The organism is Paenibacillus sp. Soil766, assembly GCF_001428105.1.
Lineage (GTDB): Bacteria > Bacillota > Bacilli > Paenibacillales > NBRC-103111 > Paenibacillus_E.
The window spans coordinates 116,929-142,945 of the sequence record NZ_LMSJ01000018.1; the positions used below are offsets into that span (position 1 = coordinate 116,929).

Sequence of the window (26,017 nt, forward strand, 5' to 3'; positions counted from 1 at the left end):
GAAACCGACTCCATCTAAATTTTATCAGAATACCCCCTCATATTAAAATTCAACATTTTTGTGTTCCATGTCATTTTTTTATGGTGATGAGGTAGCAATATTGTACTCATATCCACGAATACCTTTGTAATACTTAGGATACATCGCACCTACACAGTTCTCCCATGCGTACTCGAGAGCTCTGCGCTCGGGCGTTGTTGGAGGAGTTTGTTGATTTTGAGAGGCTAGTTCGCCAGAGATTTGCATTAACTGGAAAATGTACAGCTATTTCCGAGGAATTTCATCGAAAACTCGATTTAACTGTAAAATATGTAGTTAAAATCACTCATTTGGTTTATATCAGTAAAAATGCATAAGATTTAACTGTGTATTTTCCATCTAATCTGCGTTTGACTGGTAAATCCAAATATTTAACTACATAAAATCCATTTATTCACCTGGGGCTCAGGAGATATTAAGAAAATCCCTTACCCTTGCTCCAACAAATACAACTACACCTACTACCTCTCTACTCGTATCTAGCATGTCACAGAGCGTCTCGCCATAAATCAAGAAAAGAGCAGGCGCTATGCCTGCTCCACTTCAACGTCCGTCTTAATGAACTCGCCCCACATGAGTGTTCGAAACTCTTCCTTATATGGTGATAACGCCGGCAGCTCTGCCAAGATCTCCTCGGCTTTCTGTGCGCACACCGATTGAACGATACGTGCATACTCCAAGCAGCCGGAGTCCTGAATCAACTGTTTCACTTCGTCTTCCTTTTCTGCAAAAAGTTCAGCCGTGATCTCACCTTTATAATACGCCTTCACTGGTGAGAAGCCTTCGCCTTCAATAGAAAGCAGATACAGGATAGGCAGTGTTCTCTTCTTCGCCATTAAATCACTTTTCTCATCATAGCGAACGAGATCCCGCACATCATTCTGAATCTGGTGGAGAAGTCCCACACAATCAGCGATCTGATGCAGCTGCTCTATCGTTCCTTCTGTGCATACTGTACCGGAATAACCTAGGAAGCAAGCAAGACGGAACAAGGAGCCCGATTTCTCTTGGGTCATCCATAAGTATTCATCGACCGTGGAAACCGCATTAATCACATCTTTATGCTGGCCATTAATTGACCTAGCAATGATTTTGCTAATTTCGACCAGCATTGTTCCACTGGCACTCATCCTGCCCAATTCACCGATCACACCGATCGTTAGCGCTAATACCGCATTCAATGCACTCGCCGTGTCAACGCGCATCCATGGCTTACTATCGCTATCCTGATCCTGTAGATCATCGACGATATCTAGGATAAGAATAACCAACTCCGTCAATGCCGCTCGACGATGGATATCAGGCGAACCCCCACCAAGCATAGCATGTGTGCACAACGTGACTCTGGACCAAGACAGACTCGAGGTCTCTTTATCTGACATACATGATCTCAGCAGCGTTTTCAAATCCTCATCAAACATATAATCATCTATCATCCGTGCCATGTGCTGCTGAATGTCCTGCATGTGAAGCGCCTACTTTCAGGTGTAATATTTACTTTTGATAAACTTCTCCAGAGCCTCTGTCCTTGATTTGGCGCCCCACTTGTCATATATTTTACGCAAATAATTATCAACCGTACGCTTACTCATAAAAATTCGTTCAGCAATTTGTTCGTGAGTAGCTCCTTTAACGAGCATGTTCATCATGAGAACTTCTTCCTCTTGCAGCTCACATTCTTCCCCTGCATCGGCCTCATGTAATTGCATCTGATTAAAGACGGACAACGGAATCATCGTATATCCATCCAAAATACAATACACCATATTCTTGATCGTTCGCTCACTCGATTCCTTCGAGAGAACACCGCTTACTTTCATTTCAATCAGTTTATTGTAAATACCTGCTAACTCAATGCCGGTGAAAATAACAATATGGATGTGTGGATACAGCTGCTTCAGCTGTGCGGCAACCTCTGTACCCGTCTGATCAGGAAGCTGATAATCCAGGAATATGAGCCCAGGCTGATGCTGCTTCACGTACTCCATGCATTCCTTGGCATTGCTAACAACGCCAACTACCTCAATACGATCTATTTCATCAAGCAGCGTCTTCGTCGCCCGTGCAAATAAAGGATGGTCATCAACCACTAATGTTTTGACGATTTCACTCATGCTGTCATCACTTCCTCAGTTGGTATTGTGATTAAGATATGGGTCCCTTCCCCCTCGGCGGTCTCTAGTTCAAAGCTCCCACCTACGTGCAGCACGCGACTTCTCATATAAGCGAGCCCCATACCTGAAGCGGCTATTTCTACAGCAACCTCTTCCTTCACATGAAATCCTACGCCGTCATCCCGATAACTTAAATAAAAGAAGTGATCCTCTTCCCACAAATGGAAGCTAACATTGGCCGCCTGTGAATGCTTCTTAGCGTTGTTAAGTAATTCTTGCACGATCCGGAAAATATGCCGTTTGGCTGATAAATCCTTCCCTTCAATGTCGGAAATTTGCTCTGCTCGGAAGGATATATCGAACGATGTCGTGTAGGATTCCTTCTCAACGAACGTCTTCAAGGTTTGCTTCAAGCCAACCTCTTTTAACAAGTGAGGATTCAATTCAAAGCAGCTCTGACGCAAGCTGGCATTGATCATTTCCACAAAGTTGTTTATGCTATTCAGCTGTTCACGATCCTCTTGGCGTATCGATGGTTTCTCAGCCAATGTTGTTAACCTTCGCTTAAGGAAAAATAAATCCTGCATCGTTGTATCATGTAGATCCGTAGCAATTCGGACCCGCTCCTCCTCCTGCAGTTCGAACATAACCTTCCTTAACCAGAGATGTTCTTCCTGCGGGAGATGGGAAACCATTTGCTGGAGTCTCCCCGTTAGTTTACGTATTAGATAGACATTCTCCATCCCAACTTCCAAATAGGAAGTAATCAACTGCAGCCACTGCCACTCTTCCTTCGCAATTCGCGTGTTCGTCTTCTTCCTTGTCACGATCAGATAACTCGTATACTCCTCATTGCAGTTCATTTCCATGAACGTGTAGTAAGGATGATCGAGTATGGCCGAAGAGTTTACCAAACGCTGAATTTCTGCTGTATCAACTTCACCCTCACAGATGATTTCAATATCATTCTTATGCCTAAAAACAATCGCCCCGCCTGTCACTTGCAGCGTGCCCACGATATCCACAAGGATGATATCCTTCAGATCACGGAAGCTAGAGATCGTTCCTAGATTTTTGGAAATCTTTTTCAGCGCTGACTTCAATATGTACTTTCTTGGGAACAAATAGGGCTCTAATCGCGTCGTCCAATATTCGGCCGCATACAACATGATGGAAACAAGGAAGAGCGCACCGGTGAATATAAATAGCAGCTGTTTACTGCTCGTCTCCCCGCGAAAAATAATGGCAAATACACCTGTAAACAAAATGACCGGCAATATCGCCATCAGACAGGAGAATACAATGCGACGCACGACAAGACCAATATCGTATAACTGATCTGAAGCGATCAAGTAGGAAAACGAAATCGGGAAAATGAGCAGCAACCCGCTCGTATAAATCGGATCCAAGATCCACGCACCGGTAATTAACTGCGGAAGAAAAGAAAGACAAATAATCGGCAGAAAGGAAATGAGCAAAGAGTAGAACACGCTTTTGATAATACTGGTAAGCGGTGATTGCAAATTCCTGATTTTAACGAAAAGCGTTGATAAGAGTACGATATTTAAAGAAATAACGATAATAAAGAAGCCCATGGTGAAGGTGCCGTCCAAACGATATATGAAAGCCATCGAAGGGAAGAAATACAAACTTCTGGATAAAAAAGCGATGGCGGCAATCGCATATAAGTATTTGAAGTAACTTTTGGGCAACTCCAAATCACCTTTCTCCTTAATAAACACAACAAGAAAATGTAGAAATACGATTGGCAGTACCATCATCGAGCTAGCTATAATCAGCTTGCCTAGCGAATCTCCACTTGTAGATGCACCTAAACTCATAAATATCATAGCAGCACTTAGGAAGGAGAAAGCTAATAAGCGTGCCGAAGGAGATCGATTCTCCTTTACGAGCAAGAGAACACACATGAACAGACATACGAACTCTTCTATTAGTGAAATAATTTCAAAGACAGAATGATCGCTCGTTCGCAAATCGATTGTTTCTATCACACCCGATCGATCTATGACAACCGTGTTGGCTTTCCCAACAACGTTAAAGCGTTTGGCTGGAAGAGATTCCTCTGTAGGCTTACCGTCAATGGCCACAATCCGATCACCCAACTGGATGTAGTTATTCGTGAGATTAGCTTCAACCCTGCTAACGACCCACTCTCCTGGCTTTGGTGATTCTAAAGTAATACCGCTAACCGGAAATTTAAAGGTAATATAGGTACACCAAATTTGTAATAGGATCAACAAAATAACACAAACAGTGACAATTAGTTTCTTTGCTATACTCAAATTTTTCTCCCCTAATTTCCATTAATTTGGTATAATATAACATTGTAAGTAATTGTTTATAAAAGGAGCTGAATCCATGACTATTATTCAACTAAATCCAGCATTACAACAGTCTGTACGCCTTGCAAAACTTGCAGAATTGAGTAAGCAAACTTACTCCTTCATGGTTTCTCAGTCATTGTCAACGAATGAAAAAGATGCACTAGTTAAGACTTTTACAACTCCTAGCGAAACAAGAACCAAAGATGCTAATGTTCGTTCTTACTACTGGTGGTAGTCTAGTAGTCTTATTTTACCAAATAAAAAAAAGGATTGCATATTAGCTCAAGCTAATTATACATTCCTTTTTTTGTTTCGTATGCATGATCTTGGCACTACTCTTCCCAAATCCGAACAATTCTCGTTAGGCCGTCCCAAAGGTAACACCTAACTCGCGCAGGCGTTTGCGGTAAGCAATGCTCAAACGATCGCACTTCAAGTGCAACTCCGCTTGCAAATCTAGCGGCAGCAGCTCCGGCTTCTGATTCTCAACCATAATCCGATCCTGCTCGATGAGCCGATCTTGGAAACGGATGAATACCTCGTCGAGCTCGTCATACGCATAATCCCTTTGCTTCAACATATAAGCCACGCTAGTCTGCTCCGTAACCGGAAGCACCATCAGAAACAGCCGAAAGATATGATCAGTCACATCATTTCTCTTCGTAAAAGCTACACATAACGGACCGAATACCTCATACACATAACGGCTATTAACCCCACGCCCTGTTCCATCCGGATCTGGCTGATAGACAATGATTTCTTCAGAACGTAGAACACCATCCTCTTCCAGCACGTGATAATCATTGATTTCAGCAAATTCACTGTCGCCCAGCAGCCCCTCATGCACGAACATCAGGTGGGACACATCGAGGAAATTTTCGATAATGCGAGGTCCTGCCGCTTGCAGGGTATAGGGTCCCATGAACACTTCCTTGAAGCCATCTGGCACATAAGCACTCACTTTAGGCAGTGGTCCCTCCGGTGTCCCTAAGCACACCCAGATCAGACCATGTGCTTCTACGCATGCGTACACGAATGCTTTGGCCTTCGAGGGTATCGCTTGTTCCTTCGGTAAAGATGGAATCTTGGTACACGCACCGCAGCCATTATAAGACCAGCCATGGTACGCGCACACAAGCTCGTCACCGCTTACTTTCCCCAGGGACAGTGGCACACCCCGATGAATACATAAGTCTTTGAAAGCGTGGACGCCTTGCGTGGTGCGGAATACCGCTACTTTCTCCCCTAGTACAATCACTGCCTCAGGCTTATCTGTGAGCATTGACGACAACAACACCGGGTGCCACTCGTGAATTAATGCGATATCTTGTATTGTCATCGCCAGTCACATCCTTTGTGCTTTATTTAGGTATGACACCTTTAATGCCCTTAACAAACCAAGTCGTGCCAAGAATTTCCTCGTCAGTCATCTTTTTACCTGATTCGAAACGGGTTTTACCATCTTGATCCACGATAGGCCCTTGGAATACCTCGAACGTTCCGTTCAGAATTTCCGCTTTTTTCTTCTCTACTAGCGCTTTAACGTCAGCTGGCACATTTTTGCCGAGCGGAGCAATATCCGTGATGCCTTCTTTCATACTGCCGAAGTAAGCCTCTGATTTCCACGTGCCGTCAATAATGCTTTTCACCGTCTTCACATAGTAAGGGCCCCAGTTCCATTTCGGATTCGATATGTACGTATCCGGTGCGAATCTGCCCATATCGGAATCGTTCCCGATCCCCCATACTTTACGTTCAGCAGCCGCTTGAATACTTGCCGGTGAGTCTTGGTACGCTGCCAACACGTCTACACCTTTATCCAGCAATGAAATGGCCGCTTGCTTCTCTGTAGCTGGATCGAACCATGTATTACTCCACACCACGGAGACATCAATATTGGGATTCACACTTTGCGCACCCAACGTAAAAGCATTAATGGTATAAATGACTTCTGGAATCGGGAAAGCTCCAACATAGCCCATATGGTTGTTTTTGGTCATTTTTCCTGCAGCCATACCGACCAGGTAAGCACTCTGATATTCACGTCCCATGTACGTGCCTAGGTTTGGCGCTGTTTTATAGCCCGTAGCGTGCAGGAATTTCACATTCGGATGCTTCGCCGCTACCGCCACCATGGGATCCATATACCCGAAGGAGGTTCCGAAAATAATATCATTTTTCTGAGCCAACTCTTCGAATACACGCTCAGCATCAGGTCCCTCCGGGATATTTTCAACCGTCGTCGCTTTAATTCCCAGTTCTTTCTCCATCATTAATCGGCCTTGATCATGCTCGAACGTCCAACCACCATCCCCCGGAACGCCGATATAGACAAAAGCAACTTTTGGCAACTTCTTCTCTGTTGTTGCTGCCGTAGATCCCGGAGTGGTGGAAGCTGGTGCCGTCGTTGAACTTGTTGTCGTGCTCGTGGAGCAGGCACTTAACATAACTAACAAGATGGCTGTTACAGACAGTATGATTTTTCTCATGGCTTCTACCCCTCTCTTTTTATGGACAATCCGCATTTCTCTACTGCCCTGAAAATCCCCTCATACCCTGTGCACCTGCAAATATTCCCGCACAGTGCCTTCTCCGCCTCAGCCCTCGTTGGAGCAGGGTTCGTCTCCCACAACGCGGTTAAGGTGATAACCATGCCGGCAGTACAGTAGCCGCACTGCAATCCCCCCTCCTCTAACATCGCTTGCCCAATCGGATGCAGCTCTTCACCTGCCGAAATTCCCTCTATGGTCGTGAGCTCCTTACCCGATGCTTGATAAGCCATCAGTAAACAGGAATTCACAGGTTGACCGTCAAGCAGAATCATGCAAGCACCGCAGCGCCCAATTTCACAAGATACCTTGGTACCGGTCATCCCCAGGTCCTCTCGCAAAATCGCTGACATCCGTTTGGATGCAGGGGCTGGAATGTCCACTGCCTTCCCGTTTATGGAGCAATTTAGCACAAAAGATGTATCAATCACTGGCCTCCACCCCTTCTAACCAATCGATGGATTGCACGATGTCTTCTGGCGATATGGGCAACTTATTTACCCAAATGCCTGTCGCTTGTCTAACTGCCGCTGTAATTGCAGGAGCCAAGCCGACAGAACCGATTTCGCCAACACCGCGAGGGCCAAATGTATCTCCCTCCGGCAGCTCTTCAATCGCTTCAACTTGAATACGCAGCGGGCTGTCGCTGAAAGTAGGGACGAGGTAGGTGTCGAGATTATGCCTGACATATTTGCTATCCTTCATGACAGCATCTTCAGTCAATGTGTAGCCTAACGCCATCACGCTGCCGCCTTCGATTTGTCCCAAATAACCCATCGGATTAATGACTGGCCCTGCGGCGATGACATGATCCGTCTGCAGCACCTTAACCCGACCGGTTAGCGTGTTGACTTCCACCTCTACAATCGCCGCTGCATACGAGTACAGGTAGTGCGCCCCGACCCGCCCTTCCGGCGTCGTCGGGTAGTTGAACTCCGTATGCGCGAGGATCGGCGTAGCTGCTGCCGCAGCGACCTCCGCATACGTGACAACCGGCTCCCCGAATTCATCACCCTTGTGATGAATCCCGCCTGCGCCGGTTGCGAGCTCTGCGGCCGGAACGCCGCAGAGCAGTGAAGCCTGCTCCAGCAGCGCCAGCACGAAGGCTGGCTTCAGCCGCTGGAGCGCGCGCCACATCATCGTGGTGGCGCGGGAGGCCGTACTCGAACCGCTGCTGGGCACGCGGTCGGTATCGCCGATGACGATGCGAATGTCATCAGCGGCGCAGCCGAAGCAGTCCTGCAGCATCAACGTGAGTGCTGCATAGAGCCCTTGGCCGAACTCCTCGAAGCCGAAGGAGGCCTGGATCTTGCCCTCCGGCGTAAGCTCGATACGGCCGCCGGAATGATCGGGGATGCCGAAGCCGAGCCCGGCACCGTGCATCACCAGCGCAGCGCCGACGCCTCGGCGCAGCCAAGGCTCTGGCGCAGCAGCGGCCGGCTGCTGGGCGTAGCGCTTGCGCTTTGCCCAGAGCGGTGACTCCTGCGCCTTCGCCCACACCTGAGCGGCGCCTTCGGTCGCCACGATGGGCTGGCCCATCGGGCCAGGATCGGTGGGCTGGCGCAAGTTGCGCTTACGCAGCTCCCACGCATCCATGCCGAGCTTCTCGGCTAGTCGTTCCATTTGACTCTCCACCGCAAAAATCACCTGATTGCCGCCAAAGCCCCGAAACTCACCGGATACACCGTTATTCGTGTAGACGCTCTTGCCTTCTACGTCGAGATGCGAGATCGTGTAAGGTCCAATCGCATGCTCGGTTGCAAAATTCAACACCTCGCAGCCCAGTGTCGCGTACGCCCCTGTATCGGCAAGGATGCGAACCTGATGCGCGATAAGCTTTCCGTGCACATCTGTGCCGGTTTTCATCATGATCCGCATCGGATGACGTTTAATACCGGAGATCACGGATTCACGACGGGAATTGTGCATTTTGATCGACTTGCCTGTCTTTCGCGCCATCAATGCACCGAAAGGCTGCACATTGAGCTCATCCTTCCCGCCGAACGAACCGCCAATCGGGCTGGAGACGACTCTGATTTGCTCTTCTGGGATGCCAAGAATTCGCGCAAGCTGGAAACGATCTTTATAGCCATGTTGGGTCGGTGAGTAAACGGTCAGCCGGCCATCAGCTTCTGGAATGAAGAGACCGCCTTCCGTTTCTATATAGGTATGCATTTGGCGAGGTGTCACATAGGTCTCCTCAACGACATGTGCACACGTTTCGAACACTTCCTCGATATTCGTGTCCCCATGCTGTAAGGAGGTTTGATGCAGCAGATTCCCTTCGGGATGCAGCATAATCGTACCCGCTTCCAGCGCTGTTTCTGGATTATCTACAAGTGGAAGCGGCTCATACTCGACCTCAATAAGGCTTAATGCGTATTCGGCAATTTCCTCTGTATCTGCAGCTATGGATGCCAACGCATCCCCGATATAGCGAACGCGATCCTGACAAAACACTGGCTGATGCGGAAAAGCAATCCCGAATAAATTCAACCCTGGTACGTCTGCAGCTGTTAAGACCACGCGTACGCCAGGTATTTGTTTGGCTTTCGTTGTATCGATGGCAAGGATCCAAGCATGCGGATATTGACTCCGTAACACCTTACCGTGCAGCATGCCAGGAGCAGTTAAATCGGTGAGATAACGGAGCTCGCCTGTCACTTTCTCCTTACCATCGGGTCTTATGATCCATTTCTTCGCATTACGATTAAGGAGCATAAGCTCCGCCTCCTTTACGCCAAACTTTGAAACACTCCGAAATGATCAAATTCGCTGCCGTCTGTTTGCGATAAGCAACCCCGGCATAATCATCCGCCACCGCGTTGAAATCCGCCATAACGTCTTTGTGCAGAGTCTGCAATACTGCCTTCGATAAAGGCTTTCCAATCATTTCCGCTTCCAGAACTGAAAACCTCGCACCAACCGCGTTACCTCCACCTGCTGCGAGGGCGATTTCAGCAACAGCTCCATCTGCCCGCAGGGAAAGTCTCCCCGCGACCGTGACGACCGATGGCGTAAATGCCTCTCTGCGGCCAACCTTGAGATAGAACTCATGGATGATCTCCTTTTCTTTTACAGCATCTAGCAGCCTATCAGTCGTCTTCGCATCTTCAGGGTTCTTAGCGGTGTTCTTCATACCTTCAAGACTTCCCTCTCCACCTGTCTGCACGATTATCCCCGTTATGATCTCGTCATGAGCACCTAATGGAGCAGCCAGCCAATCCTTCAACGCAATCGTCCGCTCATTCTGTCCGGCTGTACATTGTATTTGTGCATCCATCACAAGCAGTGCAGGAATCAGATCTCCTGTACGTGTCATCACATTGCCTCCGATCGAGGCTAAGTTCCGAATCGAAGGGGCTGCAATCTCCGAACAGGCTTGCACGAGAAGCCCGCATTTCTGCTGAACCAGCTCATTTTTCATCAAATCTGCAATGCTTAGGGCAGGACCTATATGAACTTGACCTTGGGAATTAACCGTTAATCCCGATAGTGCAAGAATTCTTCCAAGACTTATGAAATGCTGCGGCATCTGGGCGAGCCCATTCTCCCAGCGTGTGCGAAGCCAAGTACCTCCAGCAACAATTACTGCATCTTTGCCCCATTTGTGCTTCAATTGAATCGCTTCCTCCACACTTGTTGGCTGCCATACAGAAGGCTGCTGCTCAGGGAGCTGATGCATTATTGGTACTGACATAATTCAACCCTCCTCAGAGATTCTGAATGGTGAATGAGCAGTCGCCATATTCCGCAGCCCCTACCTCATTCGTCTTTCACTTTGCTTCCTTGCATTCGCCAACGTTCTTCAATCGATCCGATAAATTAAATCTACTATAAACAATATTCGAAATTAACGTCAACTAACATAACATCATTTTGTTTTTTTACATAAAAAAATAGCGCATCATTCGTATCGATGCACTCCATAACTAATATTATGTTATTTAACCTAACACATGCGGGTTCTTGTAGATCGTTTTTGCCTCTTCATATCGCTGGACGGTATCAATATCCATAAATGTCAGCTCTGCCGCCTCGATGATCTGCCCGCGAAATGCAGGCAAATGAAACAGTATCCGCGCACCTGCATCACCTTCCAAAGAAGCGATAGCTGACCACATTCCGCTCCCTAGAATGACTGGCGGCTTCGGGATCCCCTTATCACCGCTAGCAACATAATCGTACTCCGCTCCCGCCCTGTAAGCATCAATCAGCCGATCCAACATAGCTGCCTCGATGAATGGCTGATCAGCCAGCATAATCATAGCACCATCCGCCTCGAGCTCCTGTGCCGTTTGCATACCCGTGCGAAGCGAGTGTGCCATGCCCAAACTAGCTTCTGGACACACCACTATTCGGCATCTCCCACTCTCGATCTCATGACGAGCCTCTTCCGGCAACCACATCAACGTATCGCCTTCGCGCACAACGATAATCACCTGCTCTAACTTCGGGCAGGCAAGAGCCTTCGATAGTGCTATACCTCCGAGGCTCATACCTTCCGCCAACTCGAGGGACTGCTTCGCGATCCCCATGCGCCGACTGCTTCCTGCCGCCAAGTAGACGCCAACCATACGTTCCTTCCCTGACCTCACCAGCTTTCTTATTTCCACCAACTTCTCCGGTTTCACTGTCTTCTCTTGTCCCACAGATCCCTCTGGTTTCATCAGCTCCCCCCTCTCCCCGACCGACTTCACCATGAGCAGAAGCTACCCACAACCCGTCCATGAGCAACAGGCGATGACCACGCACCCGCTCCATATTTACCCCGTTTGACCGCAATCAACTCAGCCACAATGCTGATCGCATTCTCGAACGCGCCTTCCGAGCCGATGCTTAAGCCGATTGGCGCATGCAGCCAGTCAGGGCGTTCTAAACCTTCCAGCATATTCAACGTACGCTCCTTGGAACCCATAATGCCGAGATAGTGTAGGTGATAAGCCAATATGCCTCGGAGGAAGGTGGTATCCTTCTCGAACTGATGACTCATGATCACGACGTAGTCTCGCTCATTCAGTGCAAGCTTCTCGACTAATGTCTCTGGAAAAGCGACCATCGTTTCTACCCCTGGGAACCGATCTGCGTTACAGAACGATTCACGCCAGTCCGCAACAACCACACGAAAGCCGCTGCTTGCAGCCATTTGTACGAGCGGGACCGCATCCCAATTCGCACCGAACACGATGACTCTTGGTTTTGGCATAAACTGCGTACTCGTCACAAAGCGAAACGGCTCCCTCACAGCAGAAGTTGCAGAAAGTCCATCCTCCTCTATACCTGATCCCCTCAGCGCATACCTAATATCCAAATACCCATCGGTATAGGTGCGAATGAGCTCCACAGCCTCACCATGATCCAATCTGTCCTTCACGACCAGCAGATTAACCAGCAGCTCTCCAGCAATAGGCTCTAGGAGAATCCGGATCAATCCGCCGCAGCCAATCGTTTCACCCCAACCGAAGTCATCGGCAGGCCTCATGTCGTATTCGACCATTTGCGGCTTTTGCGATTCCCATACGCCTGGCACGTATGCAGCTAGATCACCTTCCAGACATCCTGGAGAAATGCTCCCCACCGTGCTTCCATCTGCCATCAACAGCATAAGGGCTCCTTGCTTGCGATAAGCGTGGCCTTCCACATGAATCACTGTCGCTATTACACGTGCCCCCGTATCACTTTCCACAGCTTGCAGAATGTCATAAGCCTCCATCGCTCATCGCTCCTTCTTGTTATAGATGCTAGCTTAAACTTATCCCTTTCATTTCACGCCCTCTTGATTCCCGGCTCTATCCCTTGCTACCAGCCAATCGCCAACCCATCACCACGCGGATCCGCCGCCCCACTCATAAAGCCCTTCTCATCAATGATAATGCCCTGCGCCTGCCCCATGATGCCGTCCCAAGCCTTCACGAGCTCCACGCGATGCCCCCATCGCTTGAGTTTGGTATATACTTCGGGCTCAAGCCGATGCTCCAACTTCAGCGCGTCCCCATCTTCTCCCCAAGTACGTCCATATACCCAACGTGGCAACGAAATAGCTTCCTGAATCGATAAACCGTAATCCAATACCCCCGTGAGTATCGATAGCTGCGTCTGTGGCTGTCCTTCTCCACCTTGCGTGCCGAACAGCATATAAGGCTTACCTGCTTTACTTACCATCGCGGGCATTAACGTGTGGAACGATCTTTTACGCGGCTCCAACACGTTCGCACAGGCACGATCAAGCGAGAAGAACGAGCCCCGATTTTGCATAATAATGCCTGTATCGCCAGGAACGTAAGCTGCACCGAAATCGAAATAGAGACTTTGGATAAAAGAAACCGAATTCCCCTCTTCATCAACAACGGCCGCATAGGCGGTGTCTTGACCAATCGCTGGCGAATGATGTTCACTAACCTTTAATGGATTCGCCTGAATCTCACTCCAAAGCTCCTGCGCATATGATTTTGACAACAATCTTTGAAGCGGTATCTCGCGAAAATGGGGATCCGTTAAATAACGATCGCGATCTTTGAACGCCTTCTTGATCACTTCCGACATCAGATGGTAAAAGTTCGCCGATGCTCTAGGCACAGCTGACATATCAACCTGTTCTAACATGTTCATCATCATGAGCGCTGTGAACCCTTGCGAGTTCGGCGGCATTTGATAAATGTCGTATCCACGGTACGTCGTCGATAGGAGATCTACCCATTCGCCAGCGAAGCTGCGGAAATCCTCCTCCTGCAACAACCCACCATCCAGCTCCACGTTATCCACAATGGTCCGCATGAGTGAGCCTGAATAGAATACATCTCTGCCTTCTTGCTGGATGAAACGCAGTGTTCTTGCCATGTCAGACTGAATCAGCCGATCGCCTTCCTTCATAAGCTCGCCATCTCGCATATACAAAGCACTTAGCTGCACAGAAGCTCGAATGAATGGCTCATCCTTACGCATCCAGAACAGTAAGTTACGGGAAATCGGGAACCCTTTTTCCGCATAGCCAATGGCGGCATCCAATAATTTCGCCCAAGGGAGCTTGCCGTGCTTTTTCCACACTTGCCACCAAGCATCCACCATACCCGGAACTGTAATTGCGCTTAAAATGCCGCGCTGTGGAATCCCATCCATCCCTTGCTCGTTATAAAATTCAGGCGTCGCCTTCGCAGCTGACTTTCCGCTTCCATTAAATCCGGTATAAGCACCCGTTGCCGCTTCATGCATGAGGAAAAAAGCATCTCCGCCGATCCCCGTCATATGCGGATAAACGACCCCCAAGGTCGCGCTAATGGCAATGGCGGCATCAAAGGCATTGCCACCTTGCTGTAAAATCGCACTCCCCACTGAACTAGCCAAATAATGTGGAGTAGCAATCATGGCTCGCTCTGCTCGTGGCATGATGTTTAACATGATTATTCCTCCCGTTCAAGAGCATACACCGCTAATGCAGCTTGCAGCGCCTTCCCTACAGATATATCCACACCATACCAATGCAGTGTTGCTTCGAGCGCCCCAAGGACATGAAGCACATTTTTCTGATTACAGCTAAAACCCATCGTGCCGATGCGCCAAATCTGTCCCTTCAACGGGCCGAAGGAGGACGCGATTTCAATGCCGAAGCTGTTCAACAGCATCGCGCGTACAGCTTCTCCATCGACGGCGCTGGGAATCCGTATACAGGTGACGACTGGCAGCTTGCACAGGGGATCGCCGTAAAGCGTCAACCCCATCGCTTGCAGACCAGCGACCAACGCTTCTTCGTGACGCTTGTGACGCAAGAAGCGCTCTTCCAGTCCCTCCTGCAAAACAATGCGTAATCCCTCACGTAGTGCATACAGCATCGTCGTGGCCTCCGTATGGTGGTTCAACCGTTTTGGACTCCAGTAATCCTGCAGCATGCCGAGATCAAAATAATTACTCGCCACGGCTTTAACCGCCGCGATAGGAGCTCCTTTCTCCCGCAATCCCCGTTCGATCGTTTTACGCCGCATGACTTTCGCTTCCACACGATCGTTGTACGTAATCGGCGACATACCTGATGGCACAGATAAACATTTCTGCGTGCCGCCAATCACCGCATCCAGCAGCCATTCATCGGTTTTGACAGGAACACCGCCAATCGTGGCTACAGCATCCACGACGAGAAGGGCGTCCACTGCTCGGCAAGCTGCCCCAATCCCATCGAGCTTTTGGATGCAGCCTGTCGATGTCTCACCGTGAACCATCGCAACGATGGCTGGCTTCTCCCGCGTGATGGCTGACATAATGTCAATGGGATCAAACACAGCTCCCCATTCCTGCTCAATAATCACCACTTCAGCCCCGCAACGCTCGGAAATTTCTACCAGTAAATTTCCAAATCGTCCGTAAATCGGGACGAGCACTTTATCCCCTGGCTCGATGATACTAACCAGCACTGCCTCTATACCAGAACGGGAAGTCCCATCGATCGGAAACGCCCATTGATTGTTCGTTTGAAACACCTCACGAAGCATCTCCATCGTTTCATTCATTAGCTCGGTAAACTCCGGATCGAACTGCCCCAGAATGGGATACGACATCGCGCGCAGCACCCTTGGGTCAACCTCAACAGGTCCCGGGGTCATAATCGTTCGAAGCGAGGGTGATAAATCTTTATAGGTTTTCATCTGCTTTCCCCCCGTAACCGTATTGATATAACACATGAACGAGTGTCTGAAAACCGACAATAAGATCCTCCGGCTTCGTGTACTCTTTGGGACTATGACTGATGCCTGCCCGACTTGGCACAAAAATCATAGCCGACGGGCAAATCGACCCGAAAAGCTGCGCGTCGTGTCCCGCCCCGCTTGGCATCCGTATATGCTCATAGCCATAGAAGTCGCATGCCGCTTCAATTTCTGCCGATATCCCGCTATCCATGGCCACGGGTAATGCATTTAGATGTTCAACTGTATCTATATGAAGTTCTCTTCGTACGGCGATTTCCATAAACAGCGCTAGTAATTCCGCACGAAAAGCCTCTATCTTCCGTTCGTCAGTATGCCTAATATCTAAGGTAAACTCGACTTCGCCTGGTACGACATTCGATGTCCCACGCTTCACTTCTAATCGTCCAACTGTGGCTACCAACGGCTCACCTTCCGCAAGGGCCATCTTCTCTGTCAGCGCAACCATTTCGGCGACAGCAGCTAAGGCATCTTTGCGCATCGTCATCGGGGTCGTTCCCGCATGATTGGGTATTCCCGTAACGATGACAGTCATTCGAATTTGGCCAACAATGGCTGTTACAACGCCAATCTGCTTCTCTTTAAACTCTAGAACTGCCCCTTGCTCGATATGAATTTCAATATATCCGCCTATATCATCACGTTTCGCTGGATGGAGCCGGCTCTGATTGATTTCAAAGCCCGCGCGCTCCATCGCCTCGAGTAACGTCACACCTTCTGGGTCAACAAGGCCTGCGCCTTCAGCTAAGGAAAGTACCCCTGTCACATGACCGGAGCCCCAATAGGCCAATGGAAACCGACTCCCCTCTTCCTCGCAAAAGGAGACCATCTCCAAGGTCCGTTTCGGTGCCCCGTATACGGCCTTCAAATAGCCAAGCGCCATCATCGATGCGATGACACCGTAAGCACCATCGTATTTTCCACCGTTTTTGACGGTATCAATATGTGAACCTGTAAGCATCGGCTTGAGCGCCCGGTCCGATCCTTGCAATTTGCCGTACACATTGCCAATTTCATCAAAATCTGCCTTGAGCCCCATGCTTTGCATATGGTCTATCAACGCGAGTTGCGCTTTGAGCCAGGGCTCTGCATACAAAAGTCGGGTAACACCGCCTTCCGGATCGGAGCCGAAGGTCGCCAACCAGTCTAAAGCGAGCAGCATACGCTCCCCATATTGAGCTAGCAACTCTTCCTGTGGGTGCCCATTCGTTTTAGCCATCTAGCCCGCCTCCAATCGATGCACTGTGACGCAGCCAAGCTCCCTCTAACGCTGCTCCAACACCCACGCCTCGTTCGTATACCTTAACGCCTCGCAGGAAAGTTGCCTTCACGCTGCAGCCAAATAATTTGCCCACATAAGGACTTTGCTTATGGCGATAAAGCAAGTCGCTCTCTTGCAGTGTATAGCTTGCTGCCAAATCCACCACAGCTAGATCCGCGTCAGCCCCTATCGCTATTTCCCCTTTGCGGGGATATAAGCCGAAGCGCTTAGCTGGCTCAAGCGCTAGCATACGAGCGAGCTCGGTCAGTGCAATCCCTCGGCGGAGATGGCCTTCGTGCAGCATGAGCTCAAGCGAGCTTTGCGCTCCCGAAATGCCGCCCCATGCGGCGAAGAAATCCCCCTGCTTCATGTGCTTGGGTGACGGGGAATGATCCGAGGCGATGATGTCGAACCGACCTGCCCTCAGCTCTTCCCACAAGCGAGCCTGATCTTCAGCCGTGCGGATCGGTGGCGCACATTTCGCAAGGGGTCCGAGGCGCTCGACCTCAACATCCGTTAGCGTCAAATAATGAGGACACGTTTCCACGGTAACGTCCATCCCCTGTGCCTTCGCCTCCGTAATGACCTGCACGGCTTCTGCCGATGAGATATGTACGAAGTGCAGCTTACAGCCTGTCTGCTTCGCATAGCCCAATGCACGGTTCACAGCTTCGAGTTCAGCAGCAATCGGCCGTGTCGCGATGAAATCTAGTGCGCTGCGTTTGCCTGCTTGCATAGCTTCCGCAGCAAGCTTAGAGACGATTTCCTCGCTCTCCGCATGAAGAGCTAGCACTCGACCTAAGCGAGCAATTTCCTTCATGCCGTTAACTAACGTTTCATCGTCCACTTCCATGAAGATATCTTCACCCTCTCCGCCCGGGCACGACATAAAGGCTTTGAAACCAATCACACCAGCTTGCGCCAGTGCCTCCAGTTCACCTATGTTGCCAGGCACGAGACCTCCCCACAGAGCATAATCAACATGGGATTGCCCTTCGGCTGCTTTCAATTTCAGCTCCAAAGCACGGAGCCGCACAGTAGGCGGAACACCATTGAGCGGCATATCGATGTAGGTTGTGCATCCACCAGCAGCTAGCGAGGCTGAGCCTGTGACGAACCCTTCCCAATGGCCAAGAGCAGGTTCATTGAAATGAACATGCGCATCAATCATGCCTGGCAGGATCGTTAAGCCATCTGCGTCATAAACAGGTGTTTGCTCCGAGAAGGCGAGGTTTTCGCCTAGTGCTGCAATTTTGCCGTTTCGTATCCCGATGTCTAGCTGTCGACACTCATCTTGCAGGACCACAGTCCCTTTGCGAATGATTAGATCCAATCGATTCATCCTACGAAACCCTCCCTCGAGGCTCTCTGTTTACTCAACTAACGTTGACTCACCGCACTAACTCCCGCGATACGTGTTATACCCCCAAGGTGCAATTAATAAGGGAACATGATAGTGGGAAACGGTATTCGCCACACCGAAACGAATCGGCACCTGATCCAGAAAAGCCGGCTCTTGAAGCTCCACACCATTCCCTCTGAAATAGTCACCTACATGAAAGAGAAGCTCATACGTCCCCTTTGCAAAATCATCCCCGCTCAGCATAGGCCCTGGTAATCTGCCATCTGTATTCGTAATGCCGGAGCGAAGCATCTCTAGTCGCCCCTCTTGCAGCCGAAACAAATCGATCCTCACACCTGCTGCTGGTCGACCGCTGCTAATATCCAGAACGTGCGATGTGATTCCTACACTCATAGGCCCTCCAGATCACGCTTTGTCATCGAAAATCCTTGGAAACCATACGGCGGTCTAGGCTCTGTAAACACTTTGCCTTCACCTACGGAAACCTTCTCTAGAATCGTTTCCCACGTTCGATTGTTGGACTCGAAACGAATTTCTTGGAGCTGTGGAAAACGCAGTAACGAACGTTGCCCGATGCGATAGATGAGGTTTTGGATCGATGGCGAATGCTGCTCATGAAATACCGTATGCGCAATATCACGGATTTGCTCAGCGGCTACGTAGCGCCCTAGATCGGCATCGAAAGCATCATCAGCTGATTCATAGACCCATGCGATGTCTAGGAATATAAACAGCGGGCGATCCGACGATTCTGGCAGTGTTGTATACTCATCGCGAACGAAACCAGCGAACGAGCTTCCTTTGACTTTGATCAGCTTTAGATCAGCTATGCCTGCCGTGTGATCTGCGAGGACGATATCGTCAGCAACTCGAACGAGTTCCACGAATGCGGTTGGGTGTTCATTTTGTGAGTAGCGATACACCAAATTTCCTGCTTCGAGGCCATTTGCACCGGGTACTGGCAGCGTTTCAAATGCCACCTGATCCGCACTCATTTTGATCCCCGTCATCCAAGGATACTTCTCTAGAAAGCGTCTGCTCGCGAAAGCCAAAAACCCTTCTGCCGTGGAACCTTCATACTCGCCTGCTTTGCGCAGTATGAAGTTCTTCATCGAATCCGTCGCCACAACATTCGTATTGTCTCCCTCGCTAAACGATGTAAAAAGCTTCTCACCGCTCACAGCTACCTTAATGTTCATGCCGAACAGCACATTATCCCGCCCTGTGAAACCCGATTCCGGAATCAGCGTAATATTCGTTAGCGGCTTGGCATAGGAACGATAGACCCAGACATCACCTTTTCCGTAGTACATGATTCTCTCTGCGCCTTTAGCTTGTTCCATCGCCTTCTCCTCCGTTTCATTCATCACGATATCTGCTAGACGGAAACGCCCGATTTTGCAAACCTCTTGCAATGCGGTACGCAGCTCTACATCCGGCTGGCCTTGGATCCTGTGACGTAACGCCTCGCGAATGGTGTCTTTGGTCTGCCCCTTCACCGCCATGATAAAAGGGAACTGGAATCGCTCCGTGTATTGTTTATTTAAAGAAAGGAACTGTTCGTATTCTTCAGCGGTTAACTGGTTGAAACCGGCACCCGACTGCTCCTGGACCGAGTGATTCGTCATTCGCACGCGTGTACCCAGATCGGGATGGGCCCGAAGCAGCGCAAGGTGTTCTTCACGGCTAGCTCGCTCGATCTCTTGTTCAAGTGCGCTAATCATGTCCTTAATTTTAGCGAACGGCCGCGAGCCCGACGCCCTTTCAGCCACCCAAGGCGAGTGCTCAAACAGCGGCCCAAACGCTAGAATGAACGCTGCTTGACTCATCTCATTGACTTGCTTCCGTGTGATCCGCATAGCCCCGAACACCTCGATTCTCGCCTTAAATTTCATGCATTCTTTTCCAAGATTTGTTTCATTGTAATTGCGACATCCCTATGGGTCAATTTATATGAAAGAAGTTTGTAATCTTTCATAACATCGTTAACTTTTTTTGTATTTTTGCTAAAAAGGCGGGCAGTTCGGTATCCCTGCCTCGTCCATATCCGCATTAAGCGAACCTCTTGTCGGCTCCACAACTAGTTGACTTTCCTACCCAGCCCTCCGATGGGACGGCTTCCATAATTTCCAACCCATGCAAAAAAGCCACCAGGACAACAAACATCCCGGTGGTTTCCCTATTTCACGCCCCAGTTTTCCCCAATAAACTAAAATCTCTGCTCACGTATATATGGCACACCAAGCGCCTCAGGCGCACCGGATGGCTTATTCTTATTCCGCCAACCGAGGAACATCAGCACCAGAATGGTGACGACGTACGGAATCATTTTCAGGAAATAAGAAGGAATATGGCTGCCGATCAGCTGTACACGGAACCCCAGACTATCTAACACACCGAAGAAGTACGCGCACACGAGGGCACGAATTGGATTCCATCTCGCAAAAATAATGAGCGCCACCGCAATCCAACCGCGTCCTGAGGTCATCCCCTCGTTCCATGTGGGTGTATATACCAGCAGCAAATCTGCCCCACCAAGCCCGATCAACATCGAGCCTACAATAATACAGCCGTAGCGAATTGCGATCACAGGTATCCCCATGACGTCCGCCGTAGCCGGATTATCCCCGACTGCACGAAGATGAAGCCCCCACGAAGTGCGATGGATGAACAAGTGCATAGCCAACACCAGAACGAAGCTTAACCATGTAAATAAATCCAAATGGGCAAAAATACTGCCAATCACCGGCACGGGTTCCAGCCACGGCATATCAAGTTTCGGCACCGTACCCACAAGTGGCTGACCGCTCACCGGCTTCCCTAAATACGCGCTAAGCCCCGAGCCGAATATCGTCATCGCTAACCCGCAAACAACTTGATTCGCATGCAGCGTCACGCATAGAAATCCATGGAGTATCCCGAGTACCCCACTCACCGCGAGCATGCATAGAATAGCTAATACTAAACTTCCCGTATGTATGAAAATGAGGCACGAAGTCACCGCCCCCATTAACATCAAGCCTTCAGCGCCAAGCTGCATGATACCGGACCTTTCGATCAAGATGCCGCCCAATACGGCCAAAAGCAGCGGTGTACCCGAAGAGATCGCCGAAACAATGATTTGTGTGATCGTATCCATCTCTTACACCCCCTTTTCTAACCGTTCATTAACACCATGAACTAAAGTTACTTTTTCCCCGACTCCCAACATTCCTCACGTCGATCCGTATCCCCCTCAGCTCCCTCAGTTATTCCGACGAATACGAAATTTCCCTGCCATCCCCCCAGCAATGAGAAAGAACAGAATCGCCCCTTGAATCATCGAGGAAATCGACGAGGGAAGCCCAATCGTTTGCACACTGTAACCACCTACAATGAGTCCACCGAAGAGCACCGAAGCAACCACAAGCCCAATCGGATTCAGCTTCGCTAGCCAAGCCACAATAATAGCCGTGTACCCATACCCGGGGGAGATCCCATACATGAGACGGTGCGCCACCCCAGATACTTCCCCCATGCCAGCAAGCCCAGCCAATCCGCCGCTAATCACCATCACCAGCAGGACATGTCTGGACATACGAATGCCCGCATTTTTAGCCGCTTCACTATTGGCACCGATCAACCTCAGCTCATAACCCCACCGCGTATATCGCACAACGAAGGCATAGATCAGCACAGCGATAATGGCAAAAATCAACCCCACATGAAGCCGCGTCGTACCAAAAGTCGGTAAGGACTGCGTAACTGTGAACATCGGAGACCCTGGGAAATTGAACCCTTTGGGATCCTTCCACGGTCCGAAAACCACATAGTTCAGCGCGAGCAACGCCACATAGTTTAGCATCAACGAGGTAATGAGTTCGTTTACCTGAAAATAGTTCCGCGGTAACGCAGTCAGCAATCCCCAGAATCCGCCGGCCACGATGCCCGCGACCATCATAGCTGGAATCGAGAGGTACATCGGCAGATGTGGCAAATACACCGTAATCGCCGTCGCCGCCATCGCCCCTGCCACGAATTGACCTTCCGCCCCAATGTTCCACACGGAGATGCGGTAAGCAATAGACACCCCCAGCCCGCAAAGGAGCAGAGGAATCGCCTTCACTAGCGTTTCCGTCAATCCAAAGGTGGAGCCGAAGGCTCCCTTCACCATTTTGCCGTAGACCATGAACGGATTCATCCCATTCAACGCGATAAAAATCCCACAAGCCACCAACGCCAATACAATAGCGATGATTGTAACCCACCAAGAACTGTTCGCCCCTGCGGGATCGATTTCCAAGCGATACGGCAAGCGGAACCCTGCTCCGCGCTTGGGCACTTTATTTTCGATGGGAATGCTACCTGCTGTTCGTTGTTCACTCATCCCACATCCTCCTCCGAGCCCGCCATCAGCATACCGATGTGCTCGCGGCTCGCCGCTTCCCTCGGCATAGTCCCGACAATGCGCCCGTCGTACATGACCAGAATTCGGTCAGCTAGCTGCATCACCTCATCCAAATCCTCCGAAATCAGCAAAACGGAGCGTCCCTTGCTTCGCAAATCCTCCAGCAGCTGATACACACCCTCCGATGCACCCACATCAAGCCCCTGTGTCGGATGCACCGCAATCATAAGCTTCGGACCTTGATCAATCTCCCTAGCAAGGAGCAGCTTCTGCTGATTCCCTCCTGACATGAATTGAACTGGCGAATCAATTCCCGACGTTTTCACATCGAACATCTCAACTAACCTCTGAGACCAACTCCGATTGCTCCCTGTCCGCAGCAAACCGAACCGCGAGCGTTCCGAGGAACGGTACGTTTTGAACAACAGATTATCCACCGAGTCCAAACTGCCAGCCAGACCACTCCGCATTCGATTCTCCGGCACATGCCCGATCCCAAGTTCAATCGCCGTCCGTACGGAACCACCCCGCATAACCTTCCCATCAAAAAGCACTTCCCCCTGCTTCCACGCGCGCAGCCCCGTCAGCACTTCTGCCAGCTCCTTCTGCCCGTTCCCGGAGACCCCAGCCACACCAACAATCTCACCTTTATTTACTTCAAAATGAAGCCCATCCAGCACCTTGCGTCCGTGGTCCGCATAGACATCAAGACCTTTCACCGTGAGCATTGGCTTGCCGATCGCTCTCGCTATCCGCGGTGCGCGGCTGTCCAGCCGCTCCTTGCCAACCATCAACTGCGCCAGCTCGCGTTCGCTCGTATCGGATTTCGCCATCGTCTCTATCATCTTGCCCTTGCGCATGACCGAGATATGATCCGCCGCGAACATCACCTCTTTGAGCTTATGCGTCGTCATTATGACCGTTTTGCCTTCCTTCTTCATTCGGTCCAGCGTCTCAAAAAGCTGATCCACCTCTCCCGGTGTCAACACCGATGTTGGCTCATCTAGAATAATAAAATCCGCTCCCCGATAGAGCGTCTTTACAATTTCCACTCGCTGCTGCTCGCCAACAGATAGCTGCCAGATGGGCCGATCTACGGGAAACAGCAGCCCAAAGTGCTTCGAAATCGCCTCAATTTCCTCCGATTTCTTCGACAACCAGCCGGGTCCGCGCCAAAAAGAGCCAGCTTCCCCAAGCACAATATTCTCCGCAGCCGTCAGGGTCTGCACGAGGCGGAAGTTCTGAAACACCATGCCGATCCCCAGCTTCATCGCATCCTTCGGTGAGCGAATGCGCACCTGCTCGCCATGTATGTAAATCTCTCCGCTCGTCGGCCGGTATACGCCGGACAGCATGCACATCATCGTGCTTTTGCCAGCACCATTTTCACCTAGCAGCGCATGGATCTCCCCAGACCTAGCTCGGAAATCCACCTCATCATTCGCCAGCACGGAACCGAACTGCTTGACGATTTGGACCATCTCGACAGCATCCTTCTCTAGCGTACGCACAAGCCCCCGACCTCCTCATTCCGTTAGACAATATCCACTCACTCGATAGAACAAAACAGCATCTCCCCACTACTCTCACCCTGATACAACAAACAGCAAATCCCAACTAGGGATTTGCTGTTTCATGACAACGATATGGTCGATCTGTTACGTTTATCCCTCTATCATCACTATACGGCCCACTATTCTTGAACGTCAACAAACATAACACCAAATTTGGTGTCATAACGAAAAGAAGCGCAAGCTTTGTGCTTTGCGCCAAATTTATGTCAGATATAATTACGTAGACAGAAAAACCCCACCATATACGAACCCTGCAAGAATTACAAAAGCAGGATGTATCTTACGAATTTGAATCAAATAAAACGCCACCGCCGCGATCCCAAAAAACTGCAAATACCCGATGACTTTCGTTGACTCCACCAAGCTGCTCCAGGTAACCAGCACCATCATAATCGCAATAACGGGCTGCACAAGCAGCGTCATGCCTTTAATCACAGGGGATTGCTTGTATTTCTGCAAAATATTCAGCAAAATAATCAGCGCAACAACCGCCGGAACGACCGTTGCCGCTACCGCGATAAGCACACCGATCCAGCCAGCGATTTGGTAGCCGACGTAAGCGGCGATTTTCGTCGCGATCGGCCCCGGCAGAGCGTTCCCCAGCGCCAACATATTAGAGAACTCACTGCTGTTCATCCAGCTGTGATTCGTCACGATCTCTTGGAACATCAGCGGAATGGACGAAGGTCCGCCGCCATAGCCGAACACATTAGCAAGAAAGAAACTAACGAACAAATGCCACCAATCCATCATACGCCATCACCTTTGCCCAGCATCTTCTTGCTCTTCGTCCACTTGTCCTTTAGCTTGTGATGAAAGGCTCCATAGAGGAGGAACATGAATATGACGATAGCGGGGTGCACCGAAAAGGTTTGTAAGAGTAGGAACGATACGATGAAAAAGGTAACCCCCGACGGCCATCCTAGTCCTTTGATCGCTTTCTCGCCAAACTCATACGCCATCACGCCTAACATGACCGCGACAATCGGAACCACTGCTGCAATCATCCCCTTGATCACTTGCGACGTACTGAAAAACGTAATAAACGAATACAACCCTACCATCGCTACGCAAGTAGGCAAAATATGTGCCAAAACGCCGAGCAGCGCCCCCCATCCGCCTTTCAGCCGATACCCTAGGTAACCTGCTAACTTCGTTGCAATCGGTCCCGGCAGCGTGTTCGCAATCGCGAGCACCTCCATAAACTCCTCATCCCTCATCCATTTAAAACGCGTTACCGCTTCATACCGAATTAATGGCACAATCGACGGCCCGCCGCCATATCCCAAAATCCCCGTCCGGAACATCGCCGTCCCTATCTGAACATAGGCGTTCTCCACTATGTATCACTCCCATTCCATCGCTGCTTCACCTAAAAAGTAAACTAAACCTTATTGTATTATAAAATGACGCCAATATTAGGATTCTCCTTATATTTTTGTGAAAATAACGAAATTTCTTTAAAATTCTTGGGACTTGGCTTGATGCTTTCGCCAGTGTTCCCTTGACTAATCCTATGTCAATCAGGGTTTGGTCAACTATCCCATGCAAAAAAGAGCCTTACCGGGATTTCTCCAAGTAAGGCTCATTTTTATGCTTGGCAACGTTCTACTCTCCCAGAACCCTGCGGTTCAAGTACCATCGACGCTGGAAGGCTTAACGGTCGTGTTCGAGATGGGAACGCGTGGATCC

General features: G+C 49.8%; 23 protein-coding genes and 1 rRNA gene. 1 reads left to right on the forward strand and 23 read right to left on the reverse strand.

What is annotated here, in order from left to right; all coding sequences use genetic code 11:
• Nucleotides 1–78 precede the first annotated feature (78 nt).
• The 4 genes from ASG89_RS37690 to ASG89_RS15090 form a co-directional block, all read right to left on the reverse strand.
• On the reverse strand, nucleotides 79–246 hold the full coding sequence (locus ASG89_RS37690; RefSeq protein ID WP_235549770.1) for a hypothetical protein: 168 nt from the start codon (nucleotides 244–246) through the stop codon (nucleotides 79–81).
• Nucleotides 247–566: 320 nt separating this feature from the next.
• Nucleotides 567–1,505, reverse strand: a complete 939-nt coding sequence (locus ASG89_RS15080; protein ID WP_057311532.1) for a polyprenyl synthetase family protein — start codon at nucleotides 1,503–1,505, stop codon at nucleotides 567–569.
• 15 nt (nucleotides 1,506–1,520) lie between these two features.
• Nucleotides 1,521–2,153 carry a response regulator transcription factor gene (locus ASG89_RS15085; protein ID WP_057311533.1) on the reverse strand — a complete coding sequence of 211 codons (633 nt, stop codon included), beginning with the start codon at nucleotides 2,151–2,153 and terminating at the stop codon, nucleotides 1,521–1,523.
• The gene (locus ASG89_RS15090; RefSeq protein ID WP_057311534.1) at nucleotides 2,150–4,456 is read right to left on the reverse strand and encodes an ATP-binding protein; all 2,307 of its coding nucleotides are present in this window, start codon (nucleotides 4,454–4,456) and stop codon (nucleotides 2,150–2,152) included. Before ASG89_RS15090 ends, ASG89_RS15085 begins: the two co-directional genes overlap by 4 nt.
• A 76-nt stretch (nucleotides 4,457–4,532) precedes the next feature.
• On the opposite strand from ASG89_RS15090, the gene ASG89_RS15095 reads away from it, so the two are divergent.
• Nucleotides 4,533–4,733: a hypothetical protein gene (locus ASG89_RS15095; RefSeq protein WP_057311535.1), complete on the forward strand. Its 201-nt coding sequence runs from the start codon at nucleotides 4,533–4,535 to the stop codon at nucleotides 4,731–4,733.
• A 126-nt stretch (nucleotides 4,734–4,859) separates the two neighbouring features.
• Here the strand turns inward: ASG89_RS15095 and ASG89_RS15100 are convergent, their stop codons facing one another.
• The 19 genes from ASG89_RS15100 to rrf all read right to left on the reverse strand — a co-directional run.
• The gene (locus ASG89_RS15100) at nucleotides 4,860–5,837 is read right to left on the reverse strand and encodes an aromatic ring-hydroxylating oxygenase subunit alpha (protein WP_057311536.1); all 978 of its coding nucleotides are present in this window, start codon (nucleotides 5,835–5,837) and stop codon (nucleotides 4,860–4,862) included.
• A 22-nt stretch (nucleotides 5,838–5,859) separates the two neighbouring features.
• On the reverse strand, nucleotides 5,860–6,987 hold the full coding sequence (locus ASG89_RS15105) for a BMP family ABC transporter substrate-binding protein (protein ID WP_057311537.1): 1,128 nt from the start codon (nucleotides 6,985–6,987) through the stop codon (nucleotides 5,860–5,862).
• A 5-nt stretch (nucleotides 6,988–6,992) separates the two neighbouring features.
• On the reverse strand, nucleotides 6,993–7,478 hold the full coding sequence (locus ASG89_RS15110) for a (2Fe-2S)-binding protein (RefSeq protein ID WP_057311538.1): 486 nt from the start codon (nucleotides 7,476–7,478) through the stop codon (nucleotides 6,993–6,995).
• A complete protein-coding gene (gene pucD, locus ASG89_RS15115) occupies nucleotides 7,471–9,768 on the reverse strand; it encodes a xanthine dehydrogenase subunit D (protein WP_057311539.1) in 2,298 nt (765 codons plus the stop codon). The genes ASG89_RS15110 and pucD overlap by 8 nt, the downstream gene beginning before the upstream one ends.
• Complete coding sequence (locus tag ASG89_RS15120; RefSeq protein ID WP_057311540.1) at nucleotides 9,758–10,747, reverse strand: FAD binding domain-containing protein; 990 nt, start codon at nucleotides 10,745–10,747, stop codon at nucleotides 9,758–9,760. Before ASG89_RS15120 ends, pucD begins: the two co-directional genes overlap by 11 nt.
• Nucleotides 10,748–10,994: 247 nt before the next feature.
• Nucleotides 10,995–11,717 carry an NTP transferase domain-containing protein gene (locus ASG89_RS15125; protein ID WP_057311541.1) on the reverse strand — a complete coding sequence of 241 codons (723 nt, stop codon included), beginning with the start codon at nucleotides 11,715–11,717 and terminating at the stop codon, nucleotides 10,995–10,997.
• A gap of 26 nt (nucleotides 11,718–11,743) precedes the next feature.
• Entirely contained in the window at nucleotides 11,744–12,760 is a 1,017-nt protein-coding gene (locus ASG89_RS15130) for an XdhC family protein (RefSeq protein ID WP_057311542.1), read from the reverse strand.
• A gap of 86 nt (nucleotides 12,761–12,846) precedes the next feature.
• A complete protein-coding gene (gene ggt, locus ASG89_RS15135; RefSeq protein ID WP_057311543.1) occupies nucleotides 12,847–14,442 on the reverse strand; it encodes a gamma-glutamyltransferase in 1,596 nt (531 codons plus the stop codon).
• 2 nt (nucleotides 14,443–14,444) lie between these two features.
• Nucleotides 14,445–15,680 (reverse strand): pyridoxal-phosphate-dependent aminotransferase family protein, encoded by a 1,236-nt coding sequence (locus ASG89_RS15140; RefSeq protein WP_057311544.1) that lies wholly within the window; start codon nucleotides 15,678–15,680, stop codon nucleotides 14,445–14,447.
• Complete coding sequence (locus tag ASG89_RS15145) at nucleotides 15,667–16,959, reverse strand: Zn-dependent hydrolase (RefSeq protein ID WP_057311545.1); 1,293 nt, start codon at nucleotides 16,957–16,959, stop codon at nucleotides 15,667–15,669. The genes ASG89_RS15140 and ASG89_RS15145 overlap by 14 nt, the downstream gene beginning before the upstream one ends.
• On the reverse strand, nucleotides 16,952–18,343 hold the full coding sequence (gene allB / locus ASG89_RS15150; RefSeq protein WP_057311546.1) for an allantoinase AllB: 1,392 nt from the start codon (nucleotides 18,341–18,343) through the stop codon (nucleotides 16,952–16,954). The genes ASG89_RS15145 and allB overlap by 8 nt, the downstream gene beginning before the upstream one ends.
• 57 nt (nucleotides 18,344–18,400) lie before the next feature.
• The gene (uraH, locus tag ASG89_RS15155; protein WP_057311547.1) at nucleotides 18,401–18,757 is read right to left on the reverse strand and encodes a hydroxyisourate hydrolase; all 357 of its coding nucleotides are present in this window, start codon (nucleotides 18,755–18,757) and stop codon (nucleotides 18,401–18,403) included.
• Nucleotides 18,754–20,259: a factor-independent urate hydroxylase gene (gene pucL, locus ASG89_RS15160; protein WP_235549771.1), complete on the reverse strand. Its 1,506-nt coding sequence runs from the start codon at nucleotides 20,257–20,259 to the stop codon at nucleotides 18,754–18,756. The genes uraH and pucL overlap by 4 nt, the downstream gene beginning before the upstream one ends.
• Before the next feature lie 314 nt (nucleotides 20,260–20,573).
• On the reverse strand, nucleotides 20,574–21,503 hold the full coding sequence (locus ASG89_RS15165) for an ABC transporter permease (RefSeq protein ID WP_057311548.1): 930 nt from the start codon (nucleotides 21,501–21,503) through the stop codon (nucleotides 20,574–20,576).
• 105 nt (nucleotides 21,504–21,608) lie between these two features.
• Nucleotides 21,609–22,730 carry an ABC transporter permease gene (locus tag ASG89_RS15170; protein WP_057311549.1) on the reverse strand — a complete coding sequence of 374 codons (1,122 nt, stop codon included), beginning with the start codon at nucleotides 22,728–22,730 and terminating at the stop codon, nucleotides 21,609–21,611.
• Nucleotides 22,727–24,232: an ABC transporter ATP-binding protein gene (locus ASG89_RS15175; RefSeq protein WP_057311561.1), complete on the reverse strand. Its 1,506-nt coding sequence runs from the start codon at nucleotides 24,230–24,232 to the stop codon at nucleotides 22,727–22,729. Before ASG89_RS15175 ends, ASG89_RS15170 begins: the two co-directional genes overlap by 4 nt.
• Nucleotides 24,233–24,541: 309 nt before the next feature.
• On the reverse strand, nucleotides 24,542–25,078 hold the full coding sequence (locus tag ASG89_RS15180; protein WP_057311550.1) for a chromate transporter: 537 nt from the start codon (nucleotides 25,076–25,078) through the stop codon (nucleotides 24,542–24,544).
• Nucleotides 25,075–25,665, reverse strand: coding sequence for a chromate transporter (locus ASG89_RS15185; protein WP_057311551.1), 591 nt, complete (start codon nucleotides 25,663–25,665; stop codon nucleotides 25,075–25,077). The genes ASG89_RS15180 and ASG89_RS15185 overlap by 4 nt, the downstream gene beginning before the upstream one ends.
• 255 nt (nucleotides 25,666–25,920) lie before the next feature.
• Nucleotides 25,921–26,017, reverse strand: a 5S ribosomal RNA gene (rrf, locus tag ASG89_RS15190); the annotation flags it as partial.

What these genes read in the sequence shown, in the direction of transcription:
- ASG89_RS37690 (WP_235549770.1), bottom strand. Translation starts at nt 246, where the DNA reads ATGCAAATCTCTGGCGAACTAGCCTCTCAAAATCAACAAACTCCTCCA.
- ASG89_RS15080 (WP_057311532.1), bottom strand. Translation starts at nt 1,505, where the DNA reads ATGCAGGACATTCAGCAGCACATGGCACGGATGATAGATGATTATATG.
- ASG89_RS15085 (WP_057311533.1), bottom strand. Translation starts at nt 2,153, where the DNA reads ATGAGTGAAATCGTCAAAACATTAGTGGTTGATGACCATCCTTTATTT.
- ASG89_RS15095 (WP_057311535.1), top strand. Translation starts at nt 4,533, where the DNA reads ATGACTATTATTCAACTAAATCCAGCATTACAACAGTCTGTACGCCTT.
- ASG89_RS15100 (WP_057311536.1), bottom strand. Translation starts at nt 5,837, where the DNA reads ATGACAATACAAGATATCGCATTAATTCACGAGTGGCACCCGGTGTTG.
- ASG89_RS15105 (WP_057311537.1), bottom strand. Translation starts at nt 6,987, where the DNA reads ATGAGAAAAATCATACTGTCTGTAACAGCCATCTTGTTAGTTATGTTA.
- pucD (WP_057311539.1), bottom strand. Translation starts at nt 9,768, where the DNA reads ATGCTCCTTAATCGTAATGCGAAGAAATGGATCATAAGACCCGATGGT.
- ASG89_RS15120 (WP_057311540.1), bottom strand. Translation starts at nt 10,747, where the DNA reads ATGTCAGTACCAATAATGCATCAGCTCCCTGAGCAGCAGCCTTCTGTA.
- ASG89_RS15125 (WP_057311541.1), bottom strand. Translation starts at nt 11,717, where the DNA reads ATGAAACCAGAGGGATCTGTGGGACAAGAGAAGACAGTGAAACCGGAG.
- ASG89_RS15130 (WP_057311542.1), bottom strand. Translation starts at nt 12,760, where the DNA reads ATGGAGGCTTATGACATTCTGCAAGCTGTGGAAAGTGATACGGGGGCA.
- ggt (WP_057311543.1), bottom strand. Translation starts at nt 14,442, where the DNA reads ATGTTAAACATCATGCCACGAGCAGAGCGAGCCATGATTGCTACTCCA.
- ASG89_RS15140 (WP_057311544.1), bottom strand. Translation starts at nt 15,680, where the DNA reads ATGAAAACCTATAAAGATTTATCACCCTCGCTTCGAACGATTATGACC.
- ASG89_RS15145 (WP_057311545.1), bottom strand. Translation starts at nt 16,959, where the DNA reads ATGGCTAAAACGAATGGGCACCCACAGGAAGAGTTGCTAGCTCAATAT.
- allB (WP_057311546.1), bottom strand. Translation starts at nt 18,343, where the DNA reads ATGAATCGATTGGATCTAATCATTCGCAAAGGGACTGTGGTCCTGCAA.
- uraH (WP_057311547.1), bottom strand. Translation starts at nt 18,757, where the DNA reads ATGAGTGTAGGAATCACATCGCACGTTCTGGATATTAGCAGCGGTCGA.
- pucL (WP_235549771.1), bottom strand. Translation starts at nt 20,259, where the DNA reads ATGAAATTTAAGGCGAGAATCGAGGTGTTCGGGGCTATGCGGATCACA.
- ASG89_RS15165 (WP_057311548.1), bottom strand. Translation starts at nt 21,503, where the DNA reads ATGGATACGATCACACAAATCATTGTTTCGGCGATCTCTTCGGGTACA.
- ASG89_RS15170 (WP_057311549.1), bottom strand. Translation starts at nt 22,730, where the DNA reads ATGAGTGAACAACGAACAGCAGGTAGCATTCCCATCGAAAATAAAGTG.
- ASG89_RS15175 (WP_057311561.1), bottom strand. Translation starts at nt 24,232, where the DNA reads ATGGTCCAAATCGTCAAGCAGTTCGGTTCCGTGCTGGCGAATGATGAG.
- ASG89_RS15180 (WP_057311550.1), bottom strand. Translation starts at nt 25,078, where the DNA reads ATGATGGATTGGTGGCATTTGTTCGTTAGTTTCTTTCTTGCTAATGTG.